18 protein-coding genes are annotated in these 15,967 nt (G+C 42.5%); all 18 read left to right on the forward strand.

Annotated elements, in window-relative coordinates; translation table 11 throughout:
- The first annotated feature begins 280 nt into the window (after positions 1-280).
- Genes NXG62_RS10835 through NXG62_RS10920 form a run of 18 tightly spaced genes read left to right on the forward strand, consistent with a single transcriptional unit; the run spans position 281 to position 15,967 of the window.
- Positions 281-1,081 carry a terminase small subunit gene (locus NXG62_RS10835; protein ID WP_427112425.1) on the forward strand — a complete coding sequence of 267 codons (801 nt, stop codon included), beginning with the start codon at positions 281-283 and terminating at the stop codon, positions 1,079-1,081.
- Positions 1,062-2,327 (forward strand): PBSX family phage terminase large subunit, encoded by a 1,266-nt coding sequence (locus NXG62_RS10840; protein ID WP_427112426.1) that lies wholly within the window; start codon positions 1,062-1,064, stop codon positions 2,325-2,327. Before NXG62_RS10835 ends, NXG62_RS10840 begins: the two co-directional genes overlap by 20 nt.
- The gene (locus NXG62_RS10845) at positions 2,324-3,748 is read left to right on the forward strand and encodes a DUF1073 domain-containing protein (RefSeq protein WP_427112427.1); all 1,425 of its coding nucleotides are present in this window, start codon (positions 2,324-2,326) and stop codon (positions 3,746-3,748) included. Before NXG62_RS10840 ends, NXG62_RS10845 begins: the two co-directional genes overlap by 4 nt.
- Positions 3,705-4,547, forward strand: a complete 843-nt coding sequence (locus NXG62_RS10850) for a minor capsid protein (RefSeq protein WP_427112428.1) — start codon at positions 3,705-3,707, stop codon at positions 4,545-4,547. The genes NXG62_RS10845 and NXG62_RS10850 overlap by 44 nt, the downstream gene beginning before the upstream one ends.
- A 1-nt stretch (position 4,548) precedes the next feature.
- The gene (locus tag NXG62_RS10855; RefSeq protein ID WP_427112429.1) at positions 4,549-5,757 is read left to right on the forward strand and encodes a DUF2213 domain-containing protein; all 1,209 of its coding nucleotides are present in this window, start codon (positions 4,549-4,551) and stop codon (positions 5,755-5,757) included.
- Between the two features lies 1 nt (position 5,758).
- On the forward strand, positions 5,759-6,277 hold the full coding sequence (locus NXG62_RS10860) for a structural cement protein Gp24 (RefSeq protein WP_427112430.1): 519 nt from the start codon (positions 5,759-5,761) through the stop codon (positions 6,275-6,277).
- A 17-nt stretch (positions 6,278-6,294) separates the two neighbouring features.
- Complete coding sequence (locus NXG62_RS10865; protein ID WP_427112431.1) at positions 6,295-7,311, forward strand: DUF2184 domain-containing protein; 1,017 nt, start codon at positions 6,295-6,297, stop codon at positions 7,309-7,311.
- An 8-nt stretch (positions 7,312-7,319) separates the two neighbouring features.
- Positions 7,320-7,655 carry a hypothetical protein gene (locus NXG62_RS10870; protein WP_427112432.1) on the forward strand — a complete coding sequence of 112 codons (336 nt, stop codon included), beginning with the start codon at positions 7,320-7,322 and terminating at the stop codon, positions 7,653-7,655.
- Between the two features lie 2 nt (positions 7,656-7,657).
- On the forward strand, positions 7,658-8,128 hold the full coding sequence (locus tag NXG62_RS10875) for a DUF4054 domain-containing protein (RefSeq protein WP_427112433.1): 471 nt from the start codon (positions 7,658-7,660) through the stop codon (positions 8,126-8,128).
- On the forward strand, positions 8,129-8,710 hold the full coding sequence (locus NXG62_RS10880; protein ID WP_427112434.1) for a hypothetical protein: 582 nt from the start codon (positions 8,129-8,131) through the stop codon (positions 8,708-8,710).
- 2 nt (positions 8,711-8,712) lie between these two features.
- Positions 8,713-9,072 carry a hypothetical protein gene (locus NXG62_RS10885; RefSeq protein ID WP_427112435.1) on the forward strand — a complete coding sequence of 120 codons (360 nt, stop codon included), beginning with the start codon at positions 8,713-8,715 and terminating at the stop codon, positions 9,070-9,072.
- On the forward strand, positions 9,069-9,602 hold the full coding sequence (locus NXG62_RS10890; RefSeq protein WP_427112436.1) for a phage neck terminator protein: 534 nt from the start codon (positions 9,069-9,071) through the stop codon (positions 9,600-9,602). The genes NXG62_RS10885 and NXG62_RS10890 overlap by 4 nt, the downstream gene beginning before the upstream one ends.
- A complete protein-coding gene (locus NXG62_RS10895; protein WP_427112437.1) occupies positions 9,602-11,047 on the forward strand; it encodes a DUF3383 family protein in 1,446 nt (481 codons plus the stop codon). Before NXG62_RS10890 ends, NXG62_RS10895 begins: the two co-directional genes overlap by 1 nt.
- A 15-nt stretch (positions 11,048-11,062) precedes the next feature.
- Positions 11,063-11,500, forward strand: a complete 438-nt coding sequence (locus NXG62_RS10900; protein ID WP_427112438.1) for a phage protein — start codon at positions 11,063-11,065, stop codon at positions 11,498-11,500.
- Between the two features lie 16 nt (positions 11,501-11,516).
- Complete coding sequence (locus NXG62_RS10905) at positions 11,517-11,984, forward strand: phage tail assembly chaperone (protein ID WP_427112439.1); 468 nt, start codon at positions 11,517-11,519, stop codon at positions 11,982-11,984.
- Positions 11,985-11,992: 8 nt separating this feature from the next.
- Positions 11,993-12,130, forward strand: a complete 138-nt coding sequence (locus NXG62_RS10910) for a DUF6889 family protein (RefSeq protein ID WP_427112440.1) — start codon at positions 11,993-11,995, stop codon at positions 12,128-12,130.
- The gene (locus NXG62_RS10915) at positions 12,127-15,147 is read left to right on the forward strand and encodes a transglycosylase SLT domain-containing protein (RefSeq protein WP_427112441.1); all 3,021 of its coding nucleotides are present in this window, start codon (positions 12,127-12,129) and stop codon (positions 15,145-15,147) included. Before NXG62_RS10910 ends, NXG62_RS10915 begins: the two co-directional genes overlap by 4 nt.
- A 13-nt stretch (positions 15,148-15,160) precedes the next feature.
- Complete coding sequence (locus tag NXG62_RS10920) at positions 15,161-15,967, forward strand: phage baseplate protein (RefSeq protein WP_427112442.1); 807 nt, start codon at positions 15,161-15,163, stop codon at positions 15,965-15,967.

Genomic DNA, 15,967 nt, shown 5'->3' on the forward strand with positions numbered 1-15,967 from the left:
AAAAGTAAAGCACTCACAAATACGTGGGTGCTTTTATATTACAAGAAACAAGGTGATACATATGATTGATTGCGACAATGTCAGATGCCGGTTTAACTACAGAGAAAGATGCACGAATATGAAATTATCTATTCGGAATGGGAGTTGCATTTCCTATGAATTAAAAATGCATCGACAAAAGAAAACGAAGGAAACATCTATCAATCATACGCCTGTGAAACATTCATCCCGAAACAAAACTTTTAAATAGTATTTTCAATAAAAGGTGGGTGGTGAGTATGTGAACAATATCAGAGATCAGGCGTATCAAGATTTTTGCAACGGTTTAAAATATATCGAAATTGCAGACAAGTATCATATCTCTGCGAATACAGTCCGTTCATGGGCTTCACGGTACTGGAACGTTGCAACAAAAAAGAAAAAATTGCAACCGACTATAAAAAAAGATGCAACAAAAAAGAAAAAGATAAAAGACAAGCTGCTTGATTCGGTGGAAGGAAATGAGAATCTAACTGAAAAAAGGCGGCTTTTTTGTTTGCATTATGTCACATCTCATAATGCGTTTCAGTCTTATTTGAAGGTATACCATTGCGACAAGACAACCGCGATGAACAACGGTCCTGCTCTACTTAGAAACACTTACGTAAAGGATGAAGTAAAACACCTGCGTATAATATTACGTGCTGAAATAGATATTGAACTGCCGGACTTACTGAAATACTGCTTAAAAGTAATTGGTGCTGATATTGGCGATTACATCAAAGTATCGAGAGGAAAAGCAAAATTACAAAACAGTTCTGAATGCGACACGACACTCATTGAAGAGATAAAGCAGGGTAAATCAGGGATATCAATCAAGCTTGCAGATAAGAAGTGGGCGTGGGAACAGCTAGCCAAGTATCTTGATTGGCAATCCCCGACAAGCAAAGAAGAACAGCAGGCACGCATTGCAAAGATGCAGGCAGAAACAAAATCTATTGCTGTTGTAGAAAACAGTAAGAAGCCAGACCTTACTCCGTATCTAAACGCATTAAGCGGCGTCATGAAAGAAGCGTGGAATAATGATGAACCAGAAAAGTAACGCGTCTTTTAAATGGCAGCCATTCTCTAAAAAGCAACTGCAAGTTCTTACTTGGTGGATGGATGGATCACCGCATCAGCACGACGATATGATTATTGCAGATGGTTCTATCCGGTCTGGTAAGACTGTATCTATGATAGACAGCTTCATCACGTGGTCACTGTCAAAGTTCAGCGGAGAAGCATTTATTATAGCAGGGCGCAGTATGGGGGCCTTGAAACGTAATGTCATACGGCCCATGCAGCAGATACTCGCATCCAAAGGATTTGAATATTATTACAACCGATCGGAAGGATATATCCTTATCGGCGACAATGTGTATTATTTGTTCGGTGCCAGCAATGAATCCAGCCAAGACGTAGTACAAGGACTTACTGCCGCAGGGGCGTTCTGCGATGAAGCGGCACTGTTTCCAGAAAGCTTCATTAAACAAGTCATTGGCCGCTGCAGCGTGGAAGGTTCTAAGTTGTGGTTTAACTGCAATCCAGAATCTCCGTACCATTTTTTAAAAAAAGATTATATCGACAAAGCCGAAGAGAAGCATGTGTTTTCTCTTCATTTTTTATTAGACGACAATCTCACCTTATCGCAAGAAACCAAAGACAGGTACCGCCGCAGTTATGAAGGATTGTGGTATCAACGTATGATCCTTGGACTGTGGGTATTGGCCGAAGGCATCATCTACGACATGTTTCACGACGGGCTGATATATACCGACGATGATTGGAATAACACGTTAAAGTCCACATGCAGGCGGTATGTGGCAATGGATTACGGCACGACGAACCCGATGGTATTTCTGGATATCTACGATAACGAAGAAGATATCTACATTCAAAAGGAATACTACTGGGACAGCAAAGAAAAGATGAAACAGAAATCTGATCCGCAGTATGAAAAGGACTACGAAGAATTCATTGGCGAGGAAGAACCGGACGCCGTCATTTTAGACCCATCGGCTGCTTCGTTCCGTGTGTTACTGCAAGGCAGTGGACATCGGGTACTTGAAGCAGACAACAGCGTCAATGACGGTATTCGCATGGTTTCGACGATGATGACCCGTAAGAAGCTTCATATTAATTCACGATGTGTTAATACCATCCGTGAGTTACGGACGTATGTATGGGATGAAAAAGCCTCACAGCACGGAGAAGAAAAGCCGTTAAAAGTAAACGACCATGCCTGCGATGCATTACGCTATTATGTCAAGACAATGGTAAAGGATTGGAGGATTAACGACGCATGACAACAAGACCACGAAGAAAAAATATCAAAACAAAAGATGAATTCCAAAATATCCTTACTCGGTCTGGATGGGGGCAGATGAACCCAATTGAAATGACAGACTACCCTCTTACCCGTCTTACACGCAATTGGCAGATCATCAACGCGCTATATCGCAGTCATTGGGTAGTTCGCAGAATTATTGATGTCATACCGGCGGACATGCTGAAAAACGGATATAAAATCATCACACAAGTACCGCCCGGACAAATAGCATTAATTAATAAAGCAGAGCGGCAAACACGATTGTATAAATCAATCCTTGAAGGGCTTCGATGGGGAAGATTGTATGGTGGCGCAGGCGGATTGATTATGATCGACGGGGATGAAGACAGACTGAATGAACCTATTGATTATGACTTAATTATGCCGGATAGCTTCAAGGGTCTATTGATTGCCGATAGATGGACAGGAATTAGTCCCAATGCAGATATCGTATCAGACCCGTCTGATCCTGACTTTGGAGAGCCTATGTCATATATGTTTACGGCGGAAGGCGTGGAAAGAGGAATTGAGGTACATCACAGCCGTATCATTCGGTTTATTGGTCGTGAACTTCCGTACCTTGAAAAGTTAGCAGAAAACTATTGGGGAGCCAGTGAAATAGAGCATACTTTCACTGAACTTAGAAAACGGGATAACGTCTCGTATAATATGGCAATGCTTACGTTCATGGCTAATCTACGATGTATGAAGATAGACGGGTTGGACGGTATTCTAGGAGGTTCTAATCTTAAGTCAAGAGAAAGAATGGAAAATGTAGTAGAAGCTCTCAATATCATGATGAATAACAATTCGTTGCAAGTACTGGGAACGAAAGACAGCTTCGAGACACATCCTTATACATTCAGTGGACTTGGAGAAATGTATGACCGGTTCATGATGGACGTTGCCGGTGCTGCTGAAATGCCGGTGACTAAATTATTTGGTCGTTCTCCTGCAGGAATGAATGCTACTGGTGAAAGCGACATGCAGAACTACTATGACACGATAGAAGAAAAGCAGGAATCGTATCTACGCCCTGTATATGACAAGCTAATCCCAATTATGATGATGAGCTGTTGGGGTGCTATTCCAGATGACTTTGACTATCAGTTCAATCCGGTTCGCCGGATGACGGATGACAAAATGGCGGATCTTGGCAGTAAGAACACAGAATCTATTGTCAGCGCGTTTACTGCAGGATGTATTAGTCAACGAATTATGCTTAAAGAACTTAAGCAGCAATCTGATCTTACTGGATTATGGAGCAATATAACCGATGAAGATATCGAGAATGCGGATGATACGGCTCATGATGCGTCTGAAGGAATCAACTTACCGTTAGGTGGTGAACCAGATGATACAACCGGCGACTCCATGGGAGATAAAGAAACGGATTGATGACGCATACGAAAAAAGTCTGCAGCAAGTAACACATACGATACTGAATAAGATACATGAAAATACGACGGTATCAGAAATACTGCATGTGCTAAAAGAAATAGCCGAAACAAAGACGTTTATCGACTGGTCGAATCAGATTGCATACCGCATGGCCATTCGCGTATATAGCGAAAATGCTAAAACATGGAGACAAGCGGCACGGTCAGCAAATCCAAATCTGTACCGATCACTGCATAATAATTTAGACAATCGTATTGGTATGCGTGTTCAGAACCAAATCATGGAAAATGCATATTATATACGCACACTTCCGCTAGAAATAGCAAAAAACGTAACGGCATACGTTGCAAGGGAAACATTAAAAGGAAGGCGTCCAGAGGCAATACAGAAAGAAATAGAAGAAATGTTTCCGGAACATACGAAGGCACGGGCAAGACTGATCGCACGTACCGAAGTTTCCAAGACGCAATCCGCCGTAGTGGAAGAACGAGCGAAAGAATACGGTATCAATTGGTATGTATGGCGTCCCGTTGGCGGTGCAAGAGGAGATGGAAGAACACGGCTTAGTCATCGCCACATGGCAGGCGTATTAGTCAACTGGAATGATAAACCATCACCCGAAGCGTTAGTTGGTATTAAAAGCACATTAGGAAAGTATCATGCCGGATGCGCTCCAAATTGTCGCTGCTATGCGGAACCTGTCATTGATTTAGACATGGTCGAGTTCCCATCACGAATCTATCACAACGGCAGTATAAAACGAGTAAATAAAAAAAATTTTGAAAGGATGATGTAAATTGAAAGCATATTATGGCGATAGATTCAGCCCGAATATGACACGCACGCCGGAAGGGTACTTGATTTGTCATAACGTTCCTATCGCTAGAACGGGCGTGCAAGACTATATGGAAAACGAAATAGGCGGCACGGGAAGCAATATTGTACACGTGTATAGACGGCCAGAAGATATATTTAAGCCGTCCGCCATTGCAAGCTTTGAAGGAAAGCCGGTAACAGATAATCACCCGCCAACAAACCTTGATACATCCAGTATTGCGGCTTATATGAAAGGAATTGCGCAGAACGTCCGGCGTGGAAGTGGCGAGGAATCAGATAAATTGCTCGGTGATTTGATTGTATATGATCCTAATCTTATTGCTGAAATTGATGCCGGAAAACGAGAAATATCATGCGGTTATAACTGTGACTACATACCGAACGAAGACGGAACTTACGACCAAAAAAACATCATTGGTAATCATGTAGCTATTGTTCCCCAAGGTCGAGCCGGTCACAGTGTAACAATAAAAGATGAAAAACCTAATCCACCACCACGAAAGGAGAAAAACATGAAAGATGTAAGTATTTTCCACAAAATGTTCAGTGCGTTTGTCAAAGATGCTGAACCGGAAGAAGCCTTAAAAGCGGCACAGGCTATCAACGATTGCGACGGGGGGAAACATTCCACCAAAGACGAGGAACCCAACGATCCGATGAAAGAAATGGCCGCACAGATTGCAGAACTTACGAAAAAGGTAGACGCTTTGGCGGCGGCAGAACAGAAAGAAGCCGAAGAAAAGAGCGATACAGAATCGTTAGACGCCCTCGAAAAAGAGCTTACAAAAGATGACGATCAAGAAGAAGAAGAATCCGTAACCGTTCCGGCAGATGAAATGGCCAAGGACGAAAAACCGGATGAAGAAAAGAAAGATGAAAACAGACCGGCTGCAGAACCTGCGGCGGCGGCTGACAGCGCGCTTCATATTGTCCGTGCGTTAAAACCGATTGTTGCAGGACTTCCGAAGGAATCACGTAAAGCGGCATCTGATGCGCTATCTAAGGCGATGCGTGATGCAATGGGTAAGAAACAGCAGACGCAAGACAAAGACAACGTATATGAAAAGCTGCTGAAACGTAAGGCTACACAAGATGCTAAAGCACAAGATAACGGAGCGTTTGGACAGAACTGTCTCAAACAGAATCCGCATTACAAAGGAGGAAAATAATATGCCCGGATCAGTGATTGGAATTACATTACCTTATGGTTACCCTGGACAAATATCACGTCACGGTGATGAAATATCCCGTACACGCCCTGTTGATGCTGCCAGTGGAAATATTATGTTTGGCGGCCCCGTAATACAAAATAGTACGGGAACTGTTACTGCTTTTGGTGCCACCAATGTAGCATCAGATTTTGCAGGGGTTGCAATGCGGAAAGTAAAGTCTGCTAAAGTATACCCTTATCAAAATTATGGTTATTATTCTGCGAATGAACCTTGCGATATCTTACTTCGTGGCGGCGTTTCAGTAAAATGTGCTTGGGGAACTCCTTCCGTTGGTTCTACGGTATATATTAGAACCGCTGTTGTAAATGGAACCAGTCCGAGCGGCGCGGCAATTGGTGATTTCGGAGCCAGCAATGAATCAGGAAACTGCATTGCGCTTACGAATGCAAAATGGTCTAGTGATATCGACGCAAGAAACGTAGCAGAACTTACAATACTGAATCGTCAGGGCGTATAAGGAGGAATTAAAAAACTATGGTAAAAAAATCATACAACATCGCCGTATCTCCTAATTTCGGAGGCGGTGGAATAATGACTTATGATGCGGCCGCTGTTTCCAGCGGTCTTGCTTTTTTGGAATCAGAACTGGAAAAGAAAGACCCGTTACTCCGTGAACCATTGACAGCATTCAATTATCCCCGTGATATTGTCGTAGAAAGCGGCGGCGGTTGGGTAGAAGCTACGTCCGCTATGAACGTTGATATTTCGATGACCGGCGGAGAAGCAGATGCAGTCGGCGGTGTACAGAACAATATCCGTAGAATACAAGCTGATTTCAGCAAAGACTTGTACAAAGTACTTCCGTATGAAGCGGCAATGTCTGTAAAGATTCAGGATCAGCTCCGCGGTGCCGTGACAGGTCGTTCGATTGAACAAGTATATGAAGACGGGATTCGTTTAGATTACAACAAGTATTTGGATATCAACACGTATTTAGGACAAACGAAATACGGTACGACAGGCATTGTCAATGATGCAACTGTGGTAGCCGCATCCGTTGCAACCGGTGCAGCTTCAAGTACCTTGTGGAAAAATAAAACAGCGCAGGAAATATTGAACGATGTCAATACTATGATTGTGACTGGATGGGCGGCAGCGCAATATGATAATGCAGCTATCATCAACCATATTTTGATTCCTCCGGCCCAATATTCCTATATCAACCAAGCAATTTTGTCTGTGACCGGCGTAAATGGCGGCATTAGTATCTTAAATTATCTGCTAAACAACAACATTGCCAAGAATAAGGGAGTTGACTTATTCATCGGTGAATGCCGTTTCTTAATCGGGGCCGGTGCCGGTGGAACAGACCGTATGATTGGGTATGTAAATGACCGCCGGTTCCTCGGCATGGATTTGCCGGTTCCTCTTAGCCGTATTATGACACAGCCAAATGTTATGTCGGGATCATATGACAGCCTTTACATGGGTAATATTGGACAAGTCAAAGTGCATTACTATGAACCGGTTCGCTATTATGACGGAATCTAAGGAGGAACATGATGGTTAACTTTATTGCAAAAAAGAGCTTTGAATTTCATAATCCATCTGATAGAAATGAAACGTTCCGCACTACGCCGAACGTTTTTTTATCGGCTCCGGATTGGATTACAAAAGATCCATTGTATGGATGGGGTGTATCAGATGGTGATATTATTCCATCTAACACGGTACAAGCTCCGGCTGCTGATGTAAGTACGCCGGACACGAAAGCCGACAGCAAGACAACGGATGCTAAAGCCGACAGCAAAGATACTACTGCGGATGCAAAAAGCGCGGATGCTGCCGCCGATACAAAAGATACCAAAACCGACAGCAAGACAACGGGTAAGTAAGTATGGATGAATGTGTGGATATACTGGGAGTTATTGCAGGAGCCTCTAATTTAGGCCGTTATGAAGATAATCCGCCGTATGCCAAATCTGATTTCTTATCCATGTATCCACAATTTGAAAAAGCACCCGATGTAATGATTGATGCGTGGATAAAGATTGCAGACGCCACACTTCAATATGGCCGATATGAAGATACATGGACAATGGTAATGGGATTATTTGTAGCGCATTATCTTACATTGTATTTGCAGTCCTCGGCTGCTCCGGACGATCCCACAAAAAAGATTGTGCAGAAGGGACTTGCTAAAGGATTACTTTCGTCGAAAAGTGCAGATGGATTAGCAGCAGAATATGATTTTAGCTTTTTGTCAAACAACTTTGAGGGATGGGGAACCTATGCGCTTACTACTTATGGACAGCAATTAGTGACGCTAATGAAAATGTCGTTTATTCCGGTATTTGGGGTGAGGTAAATGCTTAAAGGAACGGTAACAGTAAAAAAAGTAAAAATGTCCGGTAATCTTCAAGAAGCATTATCTCACATTACTCAAAATAGCGTGTATGTAGGAATACCATCCGACCAAAATGAACGAAACGACAAAGAGGACGAAATAAACAATGCAGAATTGCTGTTCATTCAAGAAAATGGCGCACGCGCACCGGAAGTGATTGCATCGATGGATGAAACAATGAAAAAAGGATTTTCGTATAAAGAGGCCCATGCCCTGTACATTCGGGAACATGGGTCTCTTTTAATGCGGATACCGCCAAGGCCTGTTCTGGAACCTTCCATAGAAGCCAACAAAGACAAGATAGGTAAACTTATAGGCGGAGCGTATAAAAGTGCGTTAGATGGAAATCCACAAGCATATGAAGCGAATCTAAATAAAGCTGGAATGCTTGCTGTAAATTGTGCTAAGGCGTGGTTTGAAGATCCACAAAATGGATGGCCTCCGAATGCGCCAAGCACAATAAAGCAAAAAGGATCAACTAAACCACTTATCGACACAGGAACATTGCGTAAAGCCATTACCTATGTCATACGGGAGGGATAAGAATGATAGACATGTCGGAATTACTGTATGATGATGACCTTTCTACACATTACGCTGTTATTCATCTGATAGACAATGGATGGAAAGACGGCATACAGGATATACAAGAACAAAAATTCTGCGTACAGGGTATTACCGTTCCTTCCTCTTCCGAAGACATTAAAATGGTTCCCGAAGGGGATAGGCGTTCCGGAATGCGTACCTTCTTTGCGGATCTTCCATTGGCGGTGAGCAATACCATTACCACATCTGACATATGTTTGTATCATGGACTGCAATATAAAATTGTATACCTGTTTGACTGGTCGGACAATGGATTTTTTAAAGCTATCGGCACGCTGCAGGGAGATGTTTCCCCATGATATACAAAGAACTGCAAACGCTGTTTCAACAATGCGCAAAATCGATTTTAACAAGCTTTATTACGGATCCGGATAAATTCATTCGGTATGAGTATCCAACGGAAGGCGCACCGGATTGGAACATCACGGATAATATTGTTTTTATCAATTCGCAAGAGCTTTCAGACGAATATGCAAGGTTACCGTTCACACGATACGTTAATCAAGATGACACGGTAATAGCAGAACGGGTACGGACGCGGGTATGGAAAGTATTATTCACGTCTTATGGCCCTGATTCGTATGACATGAGTAATGCCTTGCGGGATGGTTTTATATCCGAAGCAATCACACGAAAAATGACACCATCCGGCGTATTTCTTATACCGAACTGGCCTAACTGCATTCAAGCAAACGAAATGTGGGCCGGAAGATGGTGGCAGCGGTGGGATTTAACACTAAGTTTTAACGAAGAATATGTAACCACAGAAGATGTGGGACATATCGATCAAATACACATCAGATTTGATGGACAAAGGAGGACAAAATAATGGCAGTAACAACTTTAACGCTTGATGCAGTCGCAGATGTAGTCATCAACCTTTCTCCTACCTCGGCGACCAGAAAAGCGTTTAATTTAGCATTATTGATTGGTGCCATACCGGAAGCAGTAACAGATTTTGAAAATTCTCGTATCGTTCGTTATTCCGGTACGGATGATATGTTGGCTGCTGGATTTAAAACAACGGATGCCCTGTATAAAGCAGCAGTTCTTATTTTTGGCCAAGAAAAAGTACCGAAAGAAGTAGCGATTGGGAATGTAACCACGGTATCTGTTGCAGGAAGTATCGTGCATACCATTACTACAAATGCGGCAACAGGGGATACGGTCACGATTGGCGGCGCAACACTTACCGCAGGAACCGGATTTGCTGTAGGAACGGACATACCCACTACGGCGACCAATATTGCTACGGCATTGAATACAAATTCTACATTCAACGTAAAATATCATGCCGTAGCATCAGGAAATACGATTACCGTTACTGAAATTACAGCAGGTGGAGGAAATACCCCTGCATCCGCAACGAAAACAGGAACGATTGTAATTACATCTGAAACGGCAACGACTTCCGTTATTCGTACAGAATATCCCGTAGAAACAGTACAGTCTTTACGTCAGCAGGACTGGGAATGGTATCTTGCTATTTATTGTGATTCCATCACAGACAGCGATATTTCCGCATGTTCTGCATATGTACAGACAGCTACGCCAACATGCCAGTTCCTTTATACTACGTCCGAAGCGTCCGTGCTTACCGATTTAGGGATATTTAATGTTCTTAAAGGTCTGGAATATAAGCGCGTTATGGGACAGTATTCTACGCAGCATCCAAACGCTATTGCCGCAATCGCAGGATACGCCATGGGCGCTATGTCGGATACCATCAATAGCGCATATTCATTGGCCTATAAATCAGAAGTAGGCGTAAATACAGAAAATGCGAACGCCATATTCACCGAATCTAACGTAAGCAAAATCAAAGGATATAACGGGAATGTTTATATCAACCGTGGTAATAACTATAACGTCTTTGAAGAAGGAAAGATGGCATACGGCCATTGGTTTGACGAAGTGATATTCCTTGACAAAATGCAAAACGATGTACAAATGGCTATCATGGATGTATTTGTTAACAATCCAAAAGTAGCGCAGACGGAAAATGGCATGAATCAGCTGGAAGATGCTATCAAAGTCGTTCTTGATGATTATGTAAAAATTGGATTTGTGGCCCCTGGTGAATGGGATGGGGGAAATTTATTGAATCTGTCTAATGGCGATACCCTTCCCAGTGGATACTTAATTCAGCGTGAAACCATAGCAGGACAATCGCAGACAGATAGGGACAATCGTATTGCTCCGAATATTTATGCTTGTATTAAACTCGCCGGAGCTATCCATCATGCCGTTATTAATATCAATCCGAATCGATAAAAGGAGGAAAAATAAATGTCAGTATCGACGTATAGTTTTAAAGATGTTGTAGCAACCATTTCCCATCCCTCCTACGGATCGTATTCTATTCAAGGAGAAGGCGTGGGAGAAATATTGATCGCTAAATCTACAGAACGTACCGCAACGGATATCGCCGCGGATGGCTCTGTTATGATTAGCAAGGTGGAAGGAAATAATGGAATAGTCACGATTCAAGCACAGCAGACAAGCGGCCTTCATAAGTTCCTTCAAGGAATGTTTAATTATCTTGTGAATGCAGATAGCAGCGAATGGGCGCAAATCAGCATGACAGTAAAATCAACAAATATGGGTAAGACGCATTATTGTTCTTATGGTGCGTTCCAAAAGGAATCAGATAATCCATATCAAACGCAAGGTCAAAAAGTATCTTGGGCTCTCCCGTTTGCAGATATCCAAAATATTGCCGCATAAGTAAGGAGTTTTATATATGAGTAAACAATCTGAAAATACAAAAATAATCACCGTCAAGGGACGGAAATTTGTTATATCCAAACTGGATGCATTCACCGGAAGCTATCTTTTGTTTTTTATTTTAGAAAAATTCATGCCGTCCGGCATGGAAGCACAGCTAGGAGAAGAAATAACGTCCAAACTTCCCTCTAACCGCCAGATGATGACAAAAAAAGAATTTATGTCTATTCAACGGGACTGCCTTTCCGCGGTAAGTGAAATATTACCTTCCGGTACGTTTCCGCTGTTCAATGATAATGGTTCGTGGCGTGTCGCAGAAACAGAGCATGACACATTCTTAGTCATGATCCTTACGGTTCAGTCACTGATGTTTAATGTGATTGATTTTTTCTCCGAAGATGGCCTCAAGGAATTGAAAGAAACATTTCAGGGTTCCTTGCTGTCCAGTCTTCCAATGTTTCATCATTCCTCTACGCCCCAGTAACAGAAGGCATGTGGAAGCAGCATGAGGTATGGGATGGTACATATACGCTTAGCGACCTTCTCGACGCTCATGAAATGATTATGGTCAAGAATGAAAACAAACGTAGGGCAGAAGACTATAGACGCAGAATGGAGGAATTACAATGATATCCGAGGTCATTCAAGAATATCTGGTTAAGTTAGGCGCAGATATCGACAAGCAGCAATTCAATAATTTAGACAGACAATTAAATGACACGGATAAAAAAGTTGCTTCTACGACTGGGTCTATGTCCAACAGCTTTGAAAAGTCCGGCGCGGCAATCGTAAAGACGACTGCCAAAACCGGAAAAGAAGTCATCACCACCACGAAAGATGTAGGTATGACAATGGTACACGTTACGGAAGATGTGGTAAGCATGTTCATGAAAGCTTCCGTAACGCTGGGTACCATTTTTGCAAGCGTATCTATGGCATCCGCTAAGATGATGAAGTCCATTACGGATCAAGATTTGCAAATGCAAACGTTTGCTAATCGTATGATGATGACAAAAGAAGCGGCGTGGCAGATGAAGAAGGCGACAGATGCGTTAGGTGCTTCTGTTGGCGATATTATCATCAATCCGGAATTAATGGAACGGTACAAGGCATTAGTAGATGATTCTCATAAAATGATGCCAAGTGGGGACTTTGAGACGGCCATGAAAGGATTTCGTGATTTAACGTTTGAAGTGACGCGTTTTCGTCAAGAAGTAAGTTTTGGTATGCAGTGGACAGCATACTATATCATCAAAGGATTGGTAGGGCCGTTAGATGCGGCAAAAATAAAAGCTAAAGGATTCAATGATTACATCATTTCCAACATGCAGCAGATAGCACAGAGAATAGCCAACGCTATTATTTACGTCGTACATGTTGTAGAAGAATTCTGGTCTATGGTTAAACAGGTGAAGGCTACCTTGTGGGATTTTTGGGAATCATTTCCTTCCGGCGTGAAAATGGCCATAGAGGCATTAGGATCGCTATGGATTGTTTTCAGGGCCTCCCCGATTGAGAAAATGGTAGCGTTATTCGGGTTATTGTTCCATGCCGCCAATGGTGGCAGTATGGATGATTTAAAGGGTACTATCAATGGCATAAAGAATACCGTTGTTGATATGGTTCATGTAGTAGAACCCTATATTACCGCATTTGTCAATGTGCTAACGTGGGGAGCAGAAAAGGTGATTCAGTTATTCTTTGCACTTCTTCCCATCATAGAAAAATTAGGTTCTGCGGTTATATGGCTTGTCGATAAATTTATGGAATTTGTGGATGGAGTAATGCCGGATATAACATCTGGATTAAGTAAATTATCTCAATCCATATCAGATGTAATTCGTTACGTAGAATCATTAATCAGCACCATAAAACAGTCTGAAGAGTTTAAAGATTTCATGATATTAGTAGATAGTCTTTGGTTTGCTTTTAAACATTTGGCATCCGGAGTAATTTCCTACGTTTCAAATGGAATAAAAAACTTTATGGATGGGATGAAAAATACGGGTGATGGTATATCATTCCGCAATATGCTTCACAGCCTTTGGAAGATATTTATTCAATTAGGACATGCTATTTCTTATGTTATCAATATGGTGGCAGGGTGGCTTGATGAATTATCACGTTCTCCAGAAGTAATAGAATTTATGCGATCCGTAGGAGAACTGGCACGCGCTGTAATGGATTTATTTGTATCTATCATGCGCCTAATATCTATTGCATTTCCTTCTCTATTCAAAGGGCTGAATAACAGAAAGCCGACCAATTCATTTACCTATGCATTACGAGGAATCGCGAATATACTAACATATATCACAAAGGCAATTACATTTTTAATCAAAAAATTAACAGAATTATTTGATACGGTATCAAAAAACCATAAATTTGTTGAATTTTGGAAAGAAGTAGGAAAAATAATGGGAGATATATTTGGCATAACCGGTCAAGTATTACACCGTATTGGATTGCTAGCGCAAGCCATTAAAGAACTCCTTAATAAAAACTATATAAAGGCTTATAATCTTGCCAAAGCTGCTTTTTCTACAGATGGCACACCTTCCGGACTTCCCATGGAAGCGCAGCAATACGAAGGGGCTATTCAAAAGTACTCCAAAGAGCAGGGCGTTGATCCTAACTTATTACGTGCTGTCATTAAGAACGAAAGCAATTTCGATCAATCAGTCATATCTCCTGCCGGAGCCATCGGATTAAGCCAATTAATGCCGGGTACTGCCTCCGAATTGGGAGTAAATCCCTACGATGCAGATGATAATATCCGTGGCGGTGCCATGTATCTACGGAAGATGTTAGATGCTGCAGGGGGCGACGAAACATTAGCCATACAGATGTACAATGCAGGACCTGGTAATCCGGGTGGCGCAGACATGGCATATGTAGACCGTGTTATGTCTGATCGTATCGGATGGGCGCAGCAGATTGGCATATCTCGTACAAGCTCATCTGATATCCCACAACAAGGCGGCGTTGATTTAGCAGATGTTAATCCTAAATTATTACAATATACCGATTCTTTTATTTCTGATTTACGAGCCGAAGGATATGATGCAGTGGTATCCAGTGGGTACCGTTCTCCTGAACACAGCTTAGCTATTGGCGGGTATGCAGATGATCCACACACGCAGGGACGGGCCATTGATTTTGTAATTAACGGTAATTACAATCCGGATGATATTGTGGCTGCCGCCGCTGCTCGTGGGCTATCTCTAACGTATCATGATGCAGGAAGCGGCTATCATTTCCATACGCAGTTAGCTTCTGGCGATCCGGATGACGTTTCACCGGGAGGAATAGGAAATGGCGGTGGTGATACTGGCGTTGGAATGCCCTCTATGGGACAAATGGTAAATTCCGGTAGAAAAGGGTTAGGAGTATTAACGCAAGCCGCTATGGGCGTTTTACAGGAATTATGCGCGCAAGTAGATCCAACTGTATTAAGCAGTGTGATGGCCGGAAATACCAATTCTTATGGCGGTTCGTCTATTACAATACAAGTCGGGGATATATATGTCACGAAATCTAATGCCTCGGCAGATGATGTAAAAGAAGCCGTGTTAGGTACTATGGAAGAACGGGCAAGATACTTTCTGGAAAGTCGCACATTAAGCGGTTCTCCGGAATTAAAGTAAAGGAAGTGATACGATGGGCGTTATATCAGGCCTTACCATTAGCAGTATTAACAACTTATCGGAATGGACAAAGAATTATGAAGCCACGGGATCACTTCCCTCGTGGCTTGATTTTTCTACTACGCTCGGAAAACTAACGGGAAATTATAAATTGGCCGATTTAACCGTCGGCTATAGCAGTTGGTATAAGATGTTGTTTAAAACCCCTAAATGGCCTATTGGTGGGGTATATTTTGACGGAATCATGCGTACGGAACACGCAAGCCGTATACGGGCTACACAATATCCTGTACAGACGGGCGTTGTCATGACAGACCATGCCGTGATTATGCCTGCTGAAGTAACGGTAGAAATTATGATGACAGATTGTACCAATTCAGCCTATTTCTCCGGAGATACGAACACGGAAATAATATACGAAGCGTTGAAATTGGTCAATATGTACAGCAATATCGTAGAACAAAAACCAAACAACGTCATTCCAACGGGGGACGGCCGTTCTGCACTGGTATGGACTACATTAAAGGCGATGCAGCAATCACGGGTTCCTATTACGGTAGAAACGAGACTACAGACGTATAAGAACATGATTATTGAGGAAATGTCGGCCCCAGATGACAATAAAACGTATCATGCGTTAAAATGCACGCTGCATCTAAAAGAAATCATCATGTCTGGTGTAGCGGAAACACAGACAAGCGCAAGAGCAGCTACTACTACGGCAGCTTCTACAGGAGGAACCTCGCAGGCAACTTCTGCGGCAAGCAATGCGAATGCAATGGCTGCTATTAATGCGCAGAATAATATAGGAACATCGTAA

It is taken from the genome of Megasphaera sueciensis, from assembly GCF_050219315.1.
Classification (GTDB): Bacteria; Bacillota; Negativicutes; order Veillonellales; family Megasphaeraceae; genus Megasphaera_A; species Megasphaera_A sueciensis.

Excerpts from the sequence above, each read along its gene's own strand:
- NXG62_RS10840 (WP_427112426.1), top strand. The coding sequence starts at position 1,062 with ATGATGAACCAGAAAAGTAACGCGTCTTTTAAATGGCAGCCATTCTCT.
- NXG62_RS10845 (WP_427112427.1), top strand. The coding sequence starts at position 2,324 with ATGACAACAAGACCACGAAGAAAAAATATCAAAACAAAAGATGAATTC.
- NXG62_RS10850 (WP_427112428.1), top strand. The coding sequence starts at position 3,705 with ATGATACAACCGGCGACTCCATGGGAGATAAAGAAACGGATTGATGAC.
- NXG62_RS10860 (WP_427112430.1), top strand. The coding sequence starts at position 5,759 with ATGCCCGGATCAGTGATTGGAATTACATTACCTTATGGTTACCCTGGA.
- NXG62_RS10865 (WP_427112431.1), top strand. The coding sequence starts at position 6,295 with ATGGTAAAAAAATCATACAACATCGCCGTATCTCCTAATTTCGGAGGC.
- NXG62_RS10870 (WP_427112432.1), top strand. The coding sequence starts at position 7,320 with ATGATGGTTAACTTTATTGCAAAAAAGAGCTTTGAATTTCATAATCCA.
- NXG62_RS10875 (WP_427112433.1), top strand. The coding sequence starts at position 7,658 with ATGGATGAATGTGTGGATATACTGGGAGTTATTGCAGGAGCCTCTAAT.
- NXG62_RS10880 (WP_427112434.1), top strand. The coding sequence starts at position 8,129 with ATGCTTAAAGGAACGGTAACAGTAAAAAAAGTAAAAATGTCCGGTAAT.
- NXG62_RS10885 (WP_427112435.1), top strand. The coding sequence starts at position 8,713 with ATGATAGACATGTCGGAATTACTGTATGATGATGACCTTTCTACACAT.
- NXG62_RS10890 (WP_427112436.1), top strand. The coding sequence starts at position 9,069 with ATGATATACAAAGAACTGCAAACGCTGTTTCAACAATGCGCAAAATCG.
- NXG62_RS10895 (WP_427112437.1), top strand. The coding sequence starts at position 9,602 with ATGGCAGTAACAACTTTAACGCTTGATGCAGTCGCAGATGTAGTCATC.
- NXG62_RS10900 (WP_427112438.1), top strand. The coding sequence starts at position 11,063 with ATGTCAGTATCGACGTATAGTTTTAAAGATGTTGTAGCAACCATTTCC.
- NXG62_RS10905 (WP_427112439.1), top strand. The coding sequence starts at position 11,517 with ATGAGTAAACAATCTGAAAATACAAAAATAATCACCGTCAAGGGACGG.
- NXG62_RS10910 (WP_427112440.1), top strand. The coding sequence starts at position 11,993 with ATGTGGAAGCAGCATGAGGTATGGGATGGTACATATACGCTTAGCGAC.
- NXG62_RS10915 (WP_427112441.1), top strand. The coding sequence starts at position 12,127 with ATGATATCCGAGGTCATTCAAGAATATCTGGTTAAGTTAGGCGCAGAT.
- NXG62_RS10920 (WP_427112442.1), top strand. The coding sequence starts at position 15,161 with ATGGGCGTTATATCAGGCCTTACCATTAGCAGTATTAACAACTTATCG.